Below are 12,877 nucleotides of genomic sequence, written 5' to 3' on the forward strand. Positions count from 1 at the left end.
CCGCTACTCCCCGCTGCTCCCCGCTACTCCCCGCTCGTGTGCACCCCTTCGAGCTGGTCGGCGCGGCGCACGTGCCGCGTGACCCACGGCCCGAGCAGCGCGAGGACGGCTGCGAAGCCCAGGGCGACCAGGCCGATGCCGCCGAAGTACGCGGTGTCGGACGCGCCCTCGGTCGCCTGGACGAGCTGCGCCGTGATGGCCTGCCCGGCGGCGGGCGCGAGGAACCACAGCGCCATGGCCTGCCCCTGGTAGGCGCGCGGCGCGAGCAGGGTCGTCGCGGCCAGGCCCACCGGGGAGAGGCACAGCTCACCGAGCGTCTGGATCACGTACACGACCACGAGCACCCAGCCGGGCGTGAGGTCGTCGCCCGCGATGGCGGACGCCGCCGCCAGCACCAGGAACGAGAGGGCCGCGAGCGCCAGGCCGATCGCGAACTTGTACGGCGTCGGCGGCCGGTCCTTGGTGCGGACCCACAGCCAGGCGAACACCGGGGCCAGGATGATGATCGAGGCCGGGTTGATCGACTGGAAGAACTCGGGGCTCACGGTGAACCCGAGGACCTCGCGCGAGGTCCGGTCGGCCGCGAAGGTCGCGAGCGTCGTCGCGGCCTGCTCGAAGATCATGAAGAAGAGCATGGCCGCCACGAACAGCGGGATGTAGGCGACCAGGCGGGGGCGTTCGGCGTCGGTCACGCGCGGCGAGCGGTACATCATGATGAAGAACGCGATGGGGGCGAGGAACGCGATGTAGCTCAGGGCGTCGATGAGGGCGTGCACGCCCCAGCCGCCGGCCACGAGCACGGCGATGACGTACACCACGACCACGGCGCCGAGGATGATCGCGAACATCCGCGCCAGCGCCGGCCGCTCTCCCGGCAGGATGGGGTTGGGGACGACGTCGCCCGCGCCGTGCAGGTTCTTGCGGCCGAGCACGAAGAACACCAGCGCGATCCCCATGCCGATCGCGGCCACGGAGAACGCGGCGTGGTAACCCCAGACGGCGCGCACGGCGCCGACGATGATCGGCGAGAAGAACGAGCCGATGTTGATGCCCATGTAGAAGATCGAGAACGCCGACTCGCGGCGCGGGTCCTGCCGGTCGTACAGGGAGCCCACCATCGAGGACACGTTGGGCTTGAGCAGGCCGGTGCCGAGGGCGACGAGCACGATGCCCAGGTAGGAGAACCCGGCGGCGGGCACGGAGAGGCATACGTGGCCGGCGGCGATGATGATGCCGCCGTAGAGCGTGGAGCGCCGGGCGCCGATGACCCGGTCGGCGAGCCAGCCGCCGACCACGGACAGCAGGTAGACGCCGGTGCCGTAGATCGAGACGACGGCCTCGCCGAGTGTCTGGTCGAGGCCCAGGCCGCCGTTGGCGATCGTGTCGGTCAGGTAGTAGACCAGGATCGCGCGCATGCCGTAGTAGCTGAACCGCTCCCACAGCTCGGTCGTGAACAGCGTCATCAGTCCGAGGGGATGCCCGAAGAACCGCCGGTCGCCCGCCACGGCGGCGGGAGGTGTCGGGTCCGGTCCGGTTCCTGACGGCGGTGTCGCCGAGCCTGTGCTCATTCCCCGATCGTCGGTGCCCCGGGGGCGGGGCGCACGTCGGGCGGAAAACTCACCGCCCCACGGTCGGCCGCCCCCAGAGCATCCGGCCCACCACCCGCCGTCGGACCACCACGCCGACGTGCGCCACCAGCGCCGCGTAGAAACAGAGGTGCGCGGCGATGTGCAGCGGCAGGAGGTCGGTGCTGCCCACCATCAGCGCGATCCCGGTCGCCGGGACCACGAACAGCATCGCGAGCAGGATCCGCTCGGCGTGGTGCAGCACCTTCCGGTCGGTCCGGGTCAGCCGCGGGTCCCAGGGTGGCAGCGGCGTCGAGCTGCGCCACACCACGCGCAGCACGCCGATCGCGATGATCGCCAGCCCGAGCAGGACGTGCCACGCCGGCAGGGCGAGCCCGCCCTGGCCGTCGAACAGGCCACCCGCCCAGTCGCCCGTCCCGCCGCCGGTCCCGCCGCCGGTTCCGCTGCCGGTCCCGCCGCCCGACCACAGGTCCGACCACGCCGAGCCGACGGCGTCGCCGGCGTCCTGCTCGCGCAGGTCCTGGGCCTGCTCGCAGGCCTCCTCGAGCTGGTCGAACCGGTCCTCCTCGGCGTCGGTGGTGTCGCCGCCGCTGCGGTCCTCCCCCGGCGGGTCGCAGTCGACGTCGGGCACGTCGCCGTCGTCGTCCATCGCGTACCCGACCGCGAGCTGGGCGGCCAGGAGCGCGACCGTCAGCCAGTGCAGGACCTTCGTGACGATGCCGTAGCCCTGCTCGCCGTTGCGCCACCTCATGCGGGTTACCTCAGCGCAGGCAGGCGGTCCTGTCCAGCCCTGCCCTGTCCAGCCCTGCCCTGTCCGCCCCAACCCGTTGCCCTGTCCGGCCCAGCCCGTGCGGCCGCCGCGGGCCGCCGCTCCTTAGGCTGGGCCGCATGACATCTCGCCCCTACCGGTCCGCCGTACGCGATCAGGCGGCGGCCGCGACACGGGCCGCGATCCTGGACGCGGCCGAGGCGCTCTTCGCGCAGGACGGCTACGCGCGGGTGACGATCGGCCGCATCGCACAGGAGGCCGGGGTGTCCCCGAACACCGTGTACGTGGCGTTCGGCACCAAGCTCGGCCTGGTGCGCGGCCTGACCGAGCGGGCGTCGGGCGAGGACAGCATCCAGGAGACGTTGGCCGCGATCGCCGGCTCGGACGACGCCCACGAGATCATCGCCCTCACGCTGCACAGCACGGGCGACGTCGTCCACCGGCACAGCCGGCTGATGACCCTGCTGATCGCCAACGCGTCGGCAGACCCGGAGATCGGCGCGACGTTCCAGGGCACCGAACGGCTGCTGCGCGAACGGTTCGGGCTCATCGCGGCCCGGCTGCAGACGCTGGGCGCGCTGCGGGAGGGGCTGGGCGCCGAACGGGCGACCGACGTCCTGGCCTACTACCTCAGCCCGGAGTCGTGGCTGCGGCTCGGCGCCCTCGGCTGGGACCCGGAGACGTGCCGCGCGTGGTTGCGGGAGCAGGTCGAGTTCGCGCTGCTCGGGGCCTGATCCGGATCCTGACCAGGGCCTGGCCCAGGGGACATGCCGGGGTTTCGGCAATCCGCAGTAGTCCTACACTAATGAATGTGCGCATACTCTTCTCAAGTACTCCCGCCCACGGGCACCTGCTGCCCCTGCTCCCCCTCGCCCGCGCGTTCCGCGACCGCGGCGACCAGGTCGCCGTCCTGACGGCGGCGGCGTTCGCGCCGCTGCTCGACGCCGAGAACATCAAGCTGCTCCCCGCCGGACCGACGGCGGACGTCCTGTTCGCCGAGTCGGGGCGCCGGACCGGCGTCGACGCCGCCGCGGACCCCCGGCCGGAGGCCGTCGCCGACTTCTTCGCGGGCACCCGCGTGGACCTGACCGCGGACGACGCCGTCGCCGCCGCCCGGGCCTTCGCCCCCGACCTGATCGTGGCCGAGGCGCTCGACTTCGTGGGGCCCCTCGTCGCCGCCGCGCTGGACGTGCCGGTCGCCACGATGGCGTTCGGCCCGGCGATCCCCGCCGAGTTCACCGAAGGCATGACCGCCCTCGTCGCGAGCCGGTACGCCGACCGCGGCCTGACGCCGGTCCCGGCCCGGTGGCAGATCGACCCGTGCCCCGACCTCCTCCAGCCGCCCGGCTGGCAGGCACCCGCCAACCGGCTCCCCGTCCGACCGGAGCCGCACCAGGGGCCGGGCGCCGCCGCAAACACGAACACGAACACGAACACGAGCACTGAAGCGGCGAACGCCGGTACCGGCGCGTCCGGCGACCGCCCCCGGGTGCTGGTCACGTTCGGCACGCACTTCTCGGACCCGGCCACGCTGACCCCGATCCTCGCCGAGCTGCGCACCGTCGGCGTCGACCTCGTCGTCACGCTCGGCCTCACCGCGAGCGCCGCGGACTACGCCGTCGCCGGCTCTGCCGGCACGGGCTCCGCAGGCACGGGTTCCGCAGGCACGGGCTCCGTCGGCACGGGTTCCGCGGCCGAGGGCATCACCTTCGCGACCTTCACCCCGCTCGCGGAGCTGCTGCACGACGTCGACCTCGTGGTCACCCACGGCGGCGCCGGCACGACGCTCGGCGTGCTGGCGCGTGGCCTGCCGCTCGTCGTGGTGCCCCAGGGCGCCGACCAGTTCCTCCAGGCCGCGGTGGTCAGCGCATCCGGCACCGGCATCGCCGTACAGCCCGGACCGGACGTCCCGGAGAGGGTGGCCAAGGCGGTCGTGACCCTCCGCACCGACCCGACCTACGCCGAGTCAGCCGGAAAGGTGGCTGCCCAGATCGCGGCCATGCCCACCCCGGCCGACGTAGCCGCGACCCTGACCGCCGCCCTGACCTGACCCGCTCCACCTGACCCGCCCGTTCGTTGAGTGCTGGCTATTTGCGCTGTTCTGCACGTCAGAACCGCAAATAGCCAGCACTCAACGAACAGGGCTGGGCGGTTGAGGCGGGCGGTTGAGGCGGGCGGCTGAGGCGGGCGGTTGTGGCGGGCGGCGGGTGCTGACGTCAGGACGGCGCCCGGCCCGTCGAGCCGCGCCAGATGATCGTGTTCAGCGGACCGTCCGAGGCCGCCTCGGCCTCGCGTGCGGCCGCCGTCTCCGGCTGGAGCGTGGCGACCAGCCGCGCCATGGCCGCCCGCCCGAGCTTGCGATGGTCGACGTTGACCGTGGTGAGCGTGGGTTCGAGGTACGCCCCGAGCTGGTTGTTGTCCCAGCCGGTCACGCTGAGGTCGCCCGGGATGGTCCACCCGCGCTCCCGGGCGCCCAGGACCACACCGGCGGCGCCGACGTCGCTCGCCGCGATCACGGCGGTCGGGTGGTCCTTCTCCGGCAGGGAGAGGACGGCGGCGCGGGCACCCTCGGCCGACCAGTCGCTCTCGACGACCACGGCCGGACCGAGCCTGAGCCGTTCGACCGTGGCCACGAAGACGTCGCGGCGTCCCCGGGCGGAGGCGTAGTCGAGCGCACCGGTCACGTGCAGGAACCGGCGGTGGCCCAGCTCCGCGAGACGCACGACGAGGTCCTCGACGGGTGAGCCGTCGGCCAGCTCGCCGACGCCCCGGAACTTGTCGTCGTAGTCCGCCGAGACGACGATCGCGGCCCGCTCGGGGAACCGCCCGCCGGACCCGGGCGGCAACGGCGCGAGGGCGAGGACGCCCTCGACCTGACCGGAGTCGGCGAGCTCCAGCACGCGCTCGAAGCGGTCGGCCGGCGTCCCCTCGACGCTCAGCGCCTCGACGGTGTAGCCGTGCTCGTGGGCCACCTCCATCACGCCGCTCAGGATCTGCGGCGGGCCGTACGTGGCCACCGCCGGGAGCAGTACGGCCACCCGGCCGCTGCGCCGGGTGCGCATGGACCGGGCCGTCAGGTTGGGGCGGTAGTCGAGCTCCTCGACGGCCTGGCGCACGCGGGCCACGGTCTCGGGGCGCATCTTGGCGTCGTTGCGCAGGTAGCGCGAGACGGTCTGGTGAGAGACCCCGGCCGCCTTCGCGACCTCCCAGATCGTCGCGCGCCGCTTCTCGGTCGCGCCGCCGGCCACCGTGTGGGTCGAGCTCTCGTTCGCCATGCCCCGTCCTCGCTGCTCATCACCGCTGCTCATCACCGCTGGTCAGCGCCCGCGTCCGTGTGGCACGCGGGCATTCTGGCACGGCCCCGCGGATCACCGGCACAGATCGTCGTCGCAGGAGAGGCCCTTGCGAAGTGATCGATCACCTCCTAGCCTAACCCGCAAGCGGTGATCGATCACTCTGCAATGGTGCAGCCCCGTGGCAATGGAGCAAGCCGTCGCACCGAGATCACCCGTGGAACAACGATGTACCAAGCAGCGACGAAACCATCAGTCCGTTCACCGAGGAGCGACACCATGCCTGACAACGCGCCGCACGTGCGTGACGTGCCGGGGACCGCGGGATGACCGCGGTCGACGAGGCCCGCGCGGGACGCGCGTCCTCCCGCCGTCGCACGGCAGGAGGAGGTGCCGGAGGAGCTGTCGGAGCGCCGGGGATCCGCAGGCCCCTGCCCTGGTGGCGGCGGCTGGCCCGCGACCGCGCGGTGCTGCTGCTGGCGCTGCCCGGCATGGCGGTCATCGTCGTCTTCCAGTACCTGGCCCTCGGCGGGAACGTCATCGCCTTCCAGGACTACCAGCCGTACCTCGGCATCGAGCGCAGCCTCTGGGTCGGGTTCGATAACTTCCAGATCCTGTTCTCCGGCGACCCCGAGTTCCTGGCCGCGCTGCGCAACACCCTGGTCATCACGCTGCTGCAGACGGTCTTCGTCTTCCCCGCGCCGATCATCCTGGCCCTGCTGCTGCACAGCCTGGTATCCAACCGCGTGCGCCAGTGGGTGCAGTCGATCCTGTACCTGCCGCACTTCCTGTCCTGGGTGATCGTGGTCGCGGTGTTCCAGCAGATCCTCGGCGGCGCCGGGCTGATCAACAACTTCCTGCGGTCGCACGGCTGGCAGCCCATCGACGTCATCGGCAACTCCGACGCCTTCTACGCGCTCATCACGTCGCAGGTGATCTGGAAGGACACCGGGTGGGCCACCATCCTGTTCCTCGCGGTGCTGGCCGGCATCGACAAGTCGCTGTACGAGGCCTCCGCCGTCGACGGCGCGTCGCGCTGGCGCCAGACCTGGCACATCACGCTGCCGGGCATGCGGCCGATCATCATCATGCTGCTCATCCTCAAGCTCGGTGACTCCCTGAGCGTCGGGTTCGAGCAGCTGATCCTCCAGCAGCAGGCGGTCGGGCTCGGTGTGTCCGACGTGCTCGACACCTACGTCTACAACCAGGGCGTCCTGGGCGGGTTCTGGGGCGTCGCGGCCGCCGTCGGCCTCGTGAAGGGAGCGATCGGGCTGGTCCTGGTCCTCGTCGCCAACAAGACCGCCCACGCCTTCGGCGAGGAAGGGGTGTACCGAGCATGAGCGCGACCACCACCGCAGGACCGGCCCCGACCACGCCGGGCCCCCAGAGGGACGACAGCCGGCCGCGCAGCCGCACGCGCCCCGTGATCGACGGCGTGGCGATGCCCGGCCCCCTGGAGCGCACTGTCAAGGGCGTCGTCCTGACGATCGCCTGCGCCCTGGTGATCCTGCCGTTCGTCGGCATCATCTCCACCAGCCTGGCCACGCCGGAGCAGGTCACCGAGGCGGGCGGCTTCGTGCTCCTGCCCACCGGGATCGACCTGAGCGCCTACCAGATGATCTTCGCCGGCGGCGTCGTCACGCAGGCGCTGTGGATCAGCGTCGTCGTCACGGGCATCGGCACCACGCTGAGCCTCGCGCTGACGACGACGCTCGGCTGGGCCCTGAGCCGCAAGGGCGCGTTCGGCGTCCGGGCGATGCTGCTCGTGGTGCTGATCAGCCTGCTCTTCAACCCCGGGATCATCCCGAGCTACCTCGTGGTCCAGCGGCTCGGCCTGCTGGACACGCTGTGGGCGCTGATCATCCCGACGTCGGTCTCAGCGTTCAACGTGGTGGTCGTGCGGGCGTTCTTCGTCCAGCTCCCGAACGAGGTGATCGACGCCGCGCGGATCGACGGCGCCACCGAGTGGCAGCTCTTCTGGCGCATCGGGCTGCCCCTGTCCAAGCCGGTGCTCGCCGTCGTCGGCCTGTTCTACGGCGTCGGCTACTGGAACGCGTTCTTCAACGCGCTGCTGTACATGTCGGACGCGAGCAAGTGGCCCCTCCAGCTCGTGCTGCGCACCTACGTGGTGGACGGCGCCCAGCTCGGCTCCCAGGACCTGGGCATCGACGCCGCCGCCCTGCCACCCCAGACGTCGCTGCAGATGGCGATCCTCGTGGTCTCCATCGTGCCGGTGCTGCTGGTCTACCCCTTCCTGCAGCGCCACTTCGCCAAGGGGATGCTCACGGGCGCGGTCAAGGGCTGACCCGGCCTGCGCCGTCCGACATCCCGACCCTGCATTCCCTCTGCTTTTCCTGCATTCCCTCTGCTTTGCCCCCCGCTTTGCCCCCGCTCCACCCCGCTCGATGAGGAGTAGTCATGAACCGTTTGCTCACGGAGACGAACATCAGCCGTCGCAGCCTGCTGATGGGAGGCATGGGCCTCGGCGCGTTCGCCGTGCTCGGCCTCGCCGGCTGCAGCAACGAGGGTCGCGGCGGCGGTGCCCTGACCGGCAGCGCCAGCGTCGCCCTCCCCACGTACGTCCCGTACGACGGCGTGCCCATGGACATCAAGGGCACCGACGGCGTGCCCGACACCATGCTGAAGTATCCGGCCAGCCCCCAGAAGGTGACGGAGGGGACGGTCGGCGACGGCAAGGATGTCGGCATCTTCGGGCTGACGAACACGCCGGTGCCGCCGTCGGTCGACAACAACGCCTACTGGCAGGAGCTGCACGAACGGCTCGGCTTCGCCCTGACGATCGCGCTCACGCCGGCCGGCGACTACTCCGACCGGTTCCAGACGACGGTGGCCGGCGACCGGCTGCCGGACATCTTCGAGATGTTCCCCGGCGAGGTCCCCGGCCTGCCGAGCCTGCTGGAGGAGCGGGCGACCGACCTGACCGAGCTCCTCTCGGGCGACGCCGTGAAGAAGTACCCGTTCCTCGCGAACATCCCGACGGAGAGCTGGCAGTCCTGCGTCTACAACGGCAAGATCTTCGCCGTCCCGGTCCCCCGCGGGCCGGCGCAGAGCACCGTGTTCTACGCGCGCCAGGACTGGTTCGAGGCCGAGGGTATCGACCCGCAGGTGACGTCCGCCGAGGAGTTCTACGACCTGTGCAAGGAGCTCTCGGGCGGCAACACCTGGGCGCTCGGGCGCGTGCCGCTGGGGTACCTGCGCCAGATGTACGAGATCCCGAACGGCTGGTCCGAGGAGGGCGGCAAGCTCACCAGCGCGAACCTGCACGAACGCCAGCAGGACGCCCTGGAGCTCGGCCGGCGTCTGGTCGCTGACGGTCTCGTGCACCCGGACGGCGTCCCGGCCACCCAGCCGCAGCGCAAGACCTGGCTGGTCAACGGCACCATCCGGATGCTCGACGACACGTTCAGCGCGTGGCCCGACTTCTCGAACTACCCGATCGACGAGAACTTCCGGCTCGCCGTCGCGGCGCCCCCGCTCGCCGAGGGCGGCGGCATGGCGGGCATCCACCTGGGCGCGCCCGTCCAGAACATCACGTCGATCAGCAAGAAGTCCGAGGGCCGCGTCGAGGCGCTGCTCAGCCTGATCAACTACCTCGCCGCACCGTTCGGCTCCGAGGAGCACCTCTTCCGCACCTACGGCGTCGAGGGCGTGCACCACGAGCTCGACGGCACGGACCCGGTGCTCACCGACCAGGGCCGCACCGAGATCCAGCTCGGGCTCAAGTACGTGGTCGAGGGCCCCTGGGTGAACTTCCAGGCCGGCGACCCCGACGTCGCGCAGGCGGAGCACGACGCCCAGGCCGCCGTGGTGCCGACCGCGGTACGCAACCCGGTGCAGGGCCTGTTCAGTGACACGGCCAGCCGCAAGGGCGGCCAGCTCGGCGAGAAGCTCGCCTCCGTGGAGGGCGACATCCTCGCCGGGCGCAAGCCCGTCACCGCCTGGGCCGACGCCGCCGCGGCGTGGGCCAAGGGCGGCGGCGACACGATCCGCGACGAGTACGAGACGGCCCTGGCGGACCGCCAGGGCTGAACTGACCCGAGCCGGGACCGCCTCGCCGCTGAGGAGGTCCCGGCCGTCGAACGTAGGTTTCGTCGGCGCATGGGCGCCCGTGCGCCGACGGACCCTACGTTCGACCGCCGCCGGGCTCTCAGTCGTGGGGCGGGTGGGGGGTGCGGCGGGCCACGTACAGGCGGTTACCCTCCGGTCCCGTCCACTCCAGGCGGACGACGCCGGCGGCCGCCGCGTCACCGACCCGCGACGGGTCGGCCCAGTAGCCGGCGGCCGGGTTGCGGAAGAACGTCGCCCAGGGCTGGCCGTGGTGGTCGAGGAAGAAGTTGTTGTGCCCCGCGCCCACCCCCGCCGTCCAGCGCTCCGAGTACGGGCCCTCGAACCGGTCGGCGACGGCGACGACGGCGTCGTACTGGTACTGCACCCGACCGGGCGCGGCCGTGTCGTAGGCGTTCCGGGTCGTTCCGTCCGGGTTGGTCGACGTGCGGTCCCAGGCCGCGTGCACCAGGAAGTACTTGCCCCCGTGCTTGAACACGTACGCACCCTCCAGGTACGGCTCGGGCGTGTACGGCGTCTGCTGGAACAGCGGGAGGCCCGTCGTCGGGACGATGTCCTCCATGTCGTCGCGGAACGGCGCGTACAGGTGGTTGTGCAGCACCAGCCAGGCGTCGTCGTCCTCGGTGTAGATGCTGCCGTCGATGTGGTGGTACGCCCCGGGCGCGATGAACGACGGCCCGCCGATGAACGAGTCGCCGAAGGGCTTGCCGACGTTGCCCTCGGCCAGGCGGTACGGGCCCTCGGGGCCGCCCTCGCTGATCAGCAGGAACGAGCCGACCTTCGTGGAGTGGTCGCCCATGCAGGCCACGATGTACCAGGTGCCGCGGAAGTAGTGCACCTCCGGCGCCCAGGCGTTGCCGCGCTTGCCGAACTGGCCGTGGTCGTCCCAGTACTCCTGCCACGGGGCGACGACGGTGCGGCCGGGCCGGTTCTCGCCGACGAACTCGGGCGACCAGACCTTGCCCCGCTCTGCGCCCGGCGCGGCCCCTCGACCGGAATCGGGCCGGATCGCCGACGTGTCGGCGAGCCGCCACGGCCCGCGCAGCGACGAGGCCAGCCACAGGAAGATGCCGTCGTTCCAGGGACCGGCCGCCGGGAGCCCCGGTACCCGCGTGGTCCCCGTGGCGACGTAGACGGGCTTGCCGTCGACGACGAAGCAGTTCACGTACGTGTCGCGGATCCAGACCCGGCCGAGCTCCCGGTCCCGCGGGCGCAGCTCCAGCGGCAGCACGAAGGAGTTGTCGTCACGCGGCCAGAGGTCCGGCCGGGTGTCCGCGAGGCCGTAAGGCTCCGGATCGGGCCAGTTCGCTGGAAAGCGGCCGGCGGGGTGGCCCGACGACGTCGCCGCACCGGGTGCCGCCTCTGCGGTCGCGCCGCCTGGTGTTCCCCCGGGCGTGCGGCCCGGTGCTGCCGCGGACGCCGCCGAGGCGGTCGCGGCGGGCAGGGCCAGGCCCGCCACCAGGGAGCCGGCGACCCCGGCGGCACCCGCCAGGACCGCCCGCCGGTCGACGGGAGATCCATTCGCTGGACCTGTCATGGGCACGACCTCCGTTCCGGGCGCGACGCCGCCGTCGCGCGTCCGACGTGACGCTAATCGGCGGAATTCCGCCGCTCAAGACGTGACAGAAAGGTCAGGGAAGGGGCCGGGAAGCGCGGTGCGGTGGCGGCGCGGACGCGCGGGGGGCGTCTATGCCGCCCGGTCCCGCACGACCCAGTCCGCGAGGGCCGACAGCGGGACCAGCAGCTCGCGGCCCCGTTCGGTGAGCTTGTACTCGACCCCGGGCGGAATCGTGGGGAAGACGGTCCGGGAGACCAGCCCGTCGTCCTCGAGCGCGCGGAGGGTCCGGGTCAGCATCCGCTGGCTGATCCCGTCGACGCGCCGGTGGAGCTCGTTGAACCGGTGCGCGCGCTCGGCGAGCAGCATCAGCACGAGCAGCGTCCACTTGTCGCCCAGCATCCGCACGGTGTGCGTGACGGGGCACGCCTCATAGTCCTCGGTCGGGACCCGCCCCGGCAGCTTGCCGCCGACGGCGGCGGCGACCATGTGGGCGTCGGGGTGGGCATCGGTGTGGCCGTCGGGGTGGGGCACACCGGTGTTCCCATCTGACATGAAAGTGCCTTCTTTCGAGACGTCCGCGGTGCCGTGAGGATCGATGACGTCACCGTATCCAACGGTCACGTCGAGGCAGCTCGACGGCGAGACGACGAGGAGACACGAATGAGCACTCACCCCACCCTGCTGGTCCTGGGCGCCGGGCCAGGCCTCGGCATGTCGGTGGCCCGGCGGTTCGGCAAGGAGGGGTACCAGGTCGGCCTGGTCTCCCGCAGTGCCGACCGCCACCCCGGTTACCTGGACGACCTCCGCTCGGCCGGCGTCCGCGCCGCCGCCGTCGCCGCGGACGTGCGCAGGCCCGGCGGACTGCGACATGCGGTCGCCGAGGTAGAGGCCGGGCTCGGGCCTGTCGACGTCGTCTATCACGGGCCGGGCGCCGACAACCCGGCCGCCGCCCCGATCGGCATCCTCGAGACGCGCGCCGACGACGTCCGCGCCGCCGCCGCCCAGGTCGTGGACCCCGCCGTCGAGCTCGCCGGACTGGTGCTGCCGGGCATGCGCGAGCGCGGCGGCGGCGCGATCGTCTACGTGTCGGGGCTCAGCGCGGTCGTCCCGCTGCCGTTCCTCGGGCCGTTCGCGCCAGCCTCGGCCGCCCTGCGCACCTACGCCCTGACCCTCGCCGCGGCTGCCGCGCCCGACGGCGTCCACGTGGGCTCGCTCGTGGTGGGCGGGCTCATCGAACGCGGCGACATCCACCGGATGCTGACCGCGGGCCGGGCGGGCACGAGCGTCGGAGGAGCGGATGCGCTGACAGGGGCGGGTGCGCTGACAGGGGCGGGTGCGCTGACAGGGGCGGGTGCGCTGACAGGGGCGCCCGAACCGGTGCTCGATCTGCCGCCCGACCCTGCTGCTGACTCGGCTGCTAGCTCCGCTGCTGAGCCGGCTCCTGACTCGGCTGCCAGCTCGGCCCCCATGCCGGTGCTCGACCCCGACGACCTCGCCGACGCGGTCTGGCGCATCGCCACAGGGGCCGAACGCGAGGTCGTCTTCAACGCGCTGACCCCGGACGCGGTCTGACCGGCCGGCGGAT

Annotated in this window: 11 protein-coding genes; 6 read left to right on the plus strand and 5 right to left on the minus strand. The window is 72.1% G+C overall.

What is annotated here, in order from left to right; genetic code table 11:
* Window positions 1-23: 23 nt before the first annotated feature.
* Window positions 24-1,568: a peptide MFS transporter gene (locus ACH45N_RS20155; RefSeq protein ID WP_397397085.1), complete on the minus strand. Its 1,545-nt coding sequence runs from the start codon at window positions 1,566-1,568 to the stop codon at window positions 24-26.
* A 49-nt stretch (window positions 1,569-1,617) separates the two neighbouring features.
* A complete protein-coding gene (locus ACH45N_RS20160; RefSeq protein ID WP_397397087.1) occupies window positions 1,618-2,337 on the minus strand; it encodes a hypothetical protein in 720 nt (239 codons plus the stop codon).
* A 137-nt stretch (window positions 2,338-2,474) separates the two neighbouring features.
* Between ACH45N_RS20160 and ACH45N_RS20165 the strand changes: the two genes are divergently transcribed.
* On the plus strand, window positions 2,475-3,089 hold the full coding sequence (locus tag ACH45N_RS20165) for a TetR/AcrR family transcriptional regulator (RefSeq protein WP_397397089.1): 615 nt from the start codon (window positions 2,475-2,477) through the stop codon (window positions 3,087-3,089).
* Between the two features lie 71 nt (window positions 3,090-3,160).
* Window positions 3,161-4,405, plus strand: coding sequence for a glycosyltransferase (locus ACH45N_RS20170; RefSeq protein ID WP_397397091.1), 1,245 nt, complete (start codon window positions 3,161-3,163; stop codon window positions 4,403-4,405).
* A gap of 166 nt (window positions 4,406-4,571) precedes the next feature.
* Here ACH45N_RS20170 and ACH45N_RS20175 read toward each other — a convergent pair whose 3' ends face one another.
* Complete coding sequence (locus tag ACH45N_RS20175; protein WP_397397093.1) at window positions 4,572-5,630, minus strand: LacI family DNA-binding transcriptional regulator; 1,059 nt, start codon at window positions 5,628-5,630, stop codon at window positions 4,572-4,574.
* A gap of 344 nt (window positions 5,631-5,974) precedes the next feature.
* Here ACH45N_RS20175 and ACH45N_RS20180 point away from each other — a divergent pair, with 344 nt between their 5' ends.
* The 3 genes from ACH45N_RS20180 to ACH45N_RS20190 all read left to right on the plus strand — a co-directional run bounded on the left by ACH45N_RS20180 (window position 5,975) and on the right by ACH45N_RS20190 (window position 9,698).
* Complete coding sequence (locus ACH45N_RS20180; RefSeq protein ID WP_397397095.1) at window positions 5,975-6,988, plus strand: ABC transporter permease; 1,014 nt, start codon at window positions 5,975-5,977, stop codon at window positions 6,986-6,988.
* Window positions 6,985-7,953: a carbohydrate ABC transporter permease gene (locus ACH45N_RS20185; RefSeq protein ID WP_397397097.1), complete on the plus strand. Its 969-nt coding sequence runs from the start codon at window positions 6,985-6,987 to the stop codon at window positions 7,951-7,953. The genes ACH45N_RS20180 and ACH45N_RS20185 overlap by 4 nt, the downstream gene beginning before the upstream one ends.
* Window positions 7,954-8,066: 113 nt before the next feature.
* Window positions 8,067-9,698: a hypothetical protein gene (locus tag ACH45N_RS20190; RefSeq protein ID WP_397397099.1), complete on the plus strand. Its 1,632-nt coding sequence runs from the start codon at window positions 8,067-8,069 to the stop codon at window positions 9,696-9,698.
* A gap of 118 nt (window positions 9,699-9,816) precedes the next feature.
* Here the strand turns inward: ACH45N_RS20190 and ACH45N_RS20195 are convergent, their stop codons facing one another.
* Window positions 9,817-11,271, minus strand: coding sequence for a family 43 glycosylhydrolase (locus ACH45N_RS20195; protein ID WP_397397101.1), 1,455 nt, complete (start codon window positions 11,269-11,271; stop codon window positions 9,817-9,819).
* Between the two features lie 150 nt (window positions 11,272-11,421).
* Window positions 11,422-11,844 carry a winged helix-turn-helix transcriptional regulator gene (locus ACH45N_RS20200; RefSeq protein WP_397397103.1) on the minus strand — a complete coding sequence of 141 codons (423 nt, stop codon included), beginning with the start codon at window positions 11,842-11,844 and terminating at the stop codon, window positions 11,422-11,424.
* Window positions 11,845-11,952: 108 nt separating this feature from the next.
* Here ACH45N_RS20200 and ACH45N_RS20205 point away from each other — a divergent pair, with 108 nt between their 5' ends.
* Window positions 11,953-12,864: an SDR family NAD(P)-dependent oxidoreductase gene (locus ACH45N_RS20205; protein WP_397397105.1), complete on the plus strand. Its 912-nt coding sequence runs from the start codon at window positions 11,953-11,955 to the stop codon at window positions 12,862-12,864.
* Window positions 12,865-12,877 lie beyond the last annotated feature (13 nt).

The sequence above is a fragment of the Promicromonospora sp. NPDC019610 genome (assembly GCF_044389365.1).
Taxonomy (GTDB): Bacteria; Actinomycetota; Actinomycetes; order Actinomycetales; family Cellulomonadaceae; genus Promicromonospora.

Bases quoted from the DNA above. Each gene is read 5' to 3' on its own strand.
- ACH45N_RS20155 (WP_397397085.1), bottom strand. From the start codon at position 1,568: ATGAGCACAGGCTCGGCGACACCGCCGTCAGGAACCGGACCGGACCCG.
- ACH45N_RS20160 (WP_397397087.1), bottom strand. From the start codon at position 2,337: ATGAGGTGGCGCAACGGCGAGCAGGGCTACGGCATCGTCACGAAGGTC.
- ACH45N_RS20165 (WP_397397089.1), top strand. From the start codon at position 2,475: ATGACATCTCGCCCCTACCGGTCCGCCGTACGCGATCAGGCGGCGGCC.
- ACH45N_RS20170 (WP_397397091.1), top strand. From the start codon at position 3,161: ATGAATGTGCGCATACTCTTCTCAAGTACTCCCGCCCACGGGCACCTG.
- ACH45N_RS20175 (WP_397397093.1), bottom strand. From the start codon at position 5,630: ATGGCGAACGAGAGCTCGACCCACACGGTGGCCGGCGGCGCGACCGAG.
- ACH45N_RS20180 (WP_397397095.1), top strand. From the start codon at position 5,975: ATGACCGCGGTCGACGAGGCCCGCGCGGGACGCGCGTCCTCCCGCCGT.
- ACH45N_RS20185 (WP_397397097.1), top strand. From the start codon at position 6,985: ATGAGCGCGACCACCACCGCAGGACCGGCCCCGACCACGCCGGGCCCC.
- ACH45N_RS20190 (WP_397397099.1), top strand. From the start codon at position 8,067: ATGAACCGTTTGCTCACGGAGACGAACATCAGCCGTCGCAGCCTGCTG.
- ACH45N_RS20195 (WP_397397101.1), bottom strand. From the start codon at position 11,271: ATGACAGGTCCAGCGAATGGATCTCCCGTCGACCGGCGGGCGGTCCTG.
- ACH45N_RS20200 (WP_397397103.1), bottom strand. From the start codon at position 11,844: ATGTCAGATGGGAACACCGGTGTGCCCCACCCCGACGGCCACACCGAT.
- ACH45N_RS20205 (WP_397397105.1), top strand. From the start codon at position 11,953: ATGAGCACTCACCCCACCCTGCTGGTCCTGGGCGCCGGGCCAGGCCTC.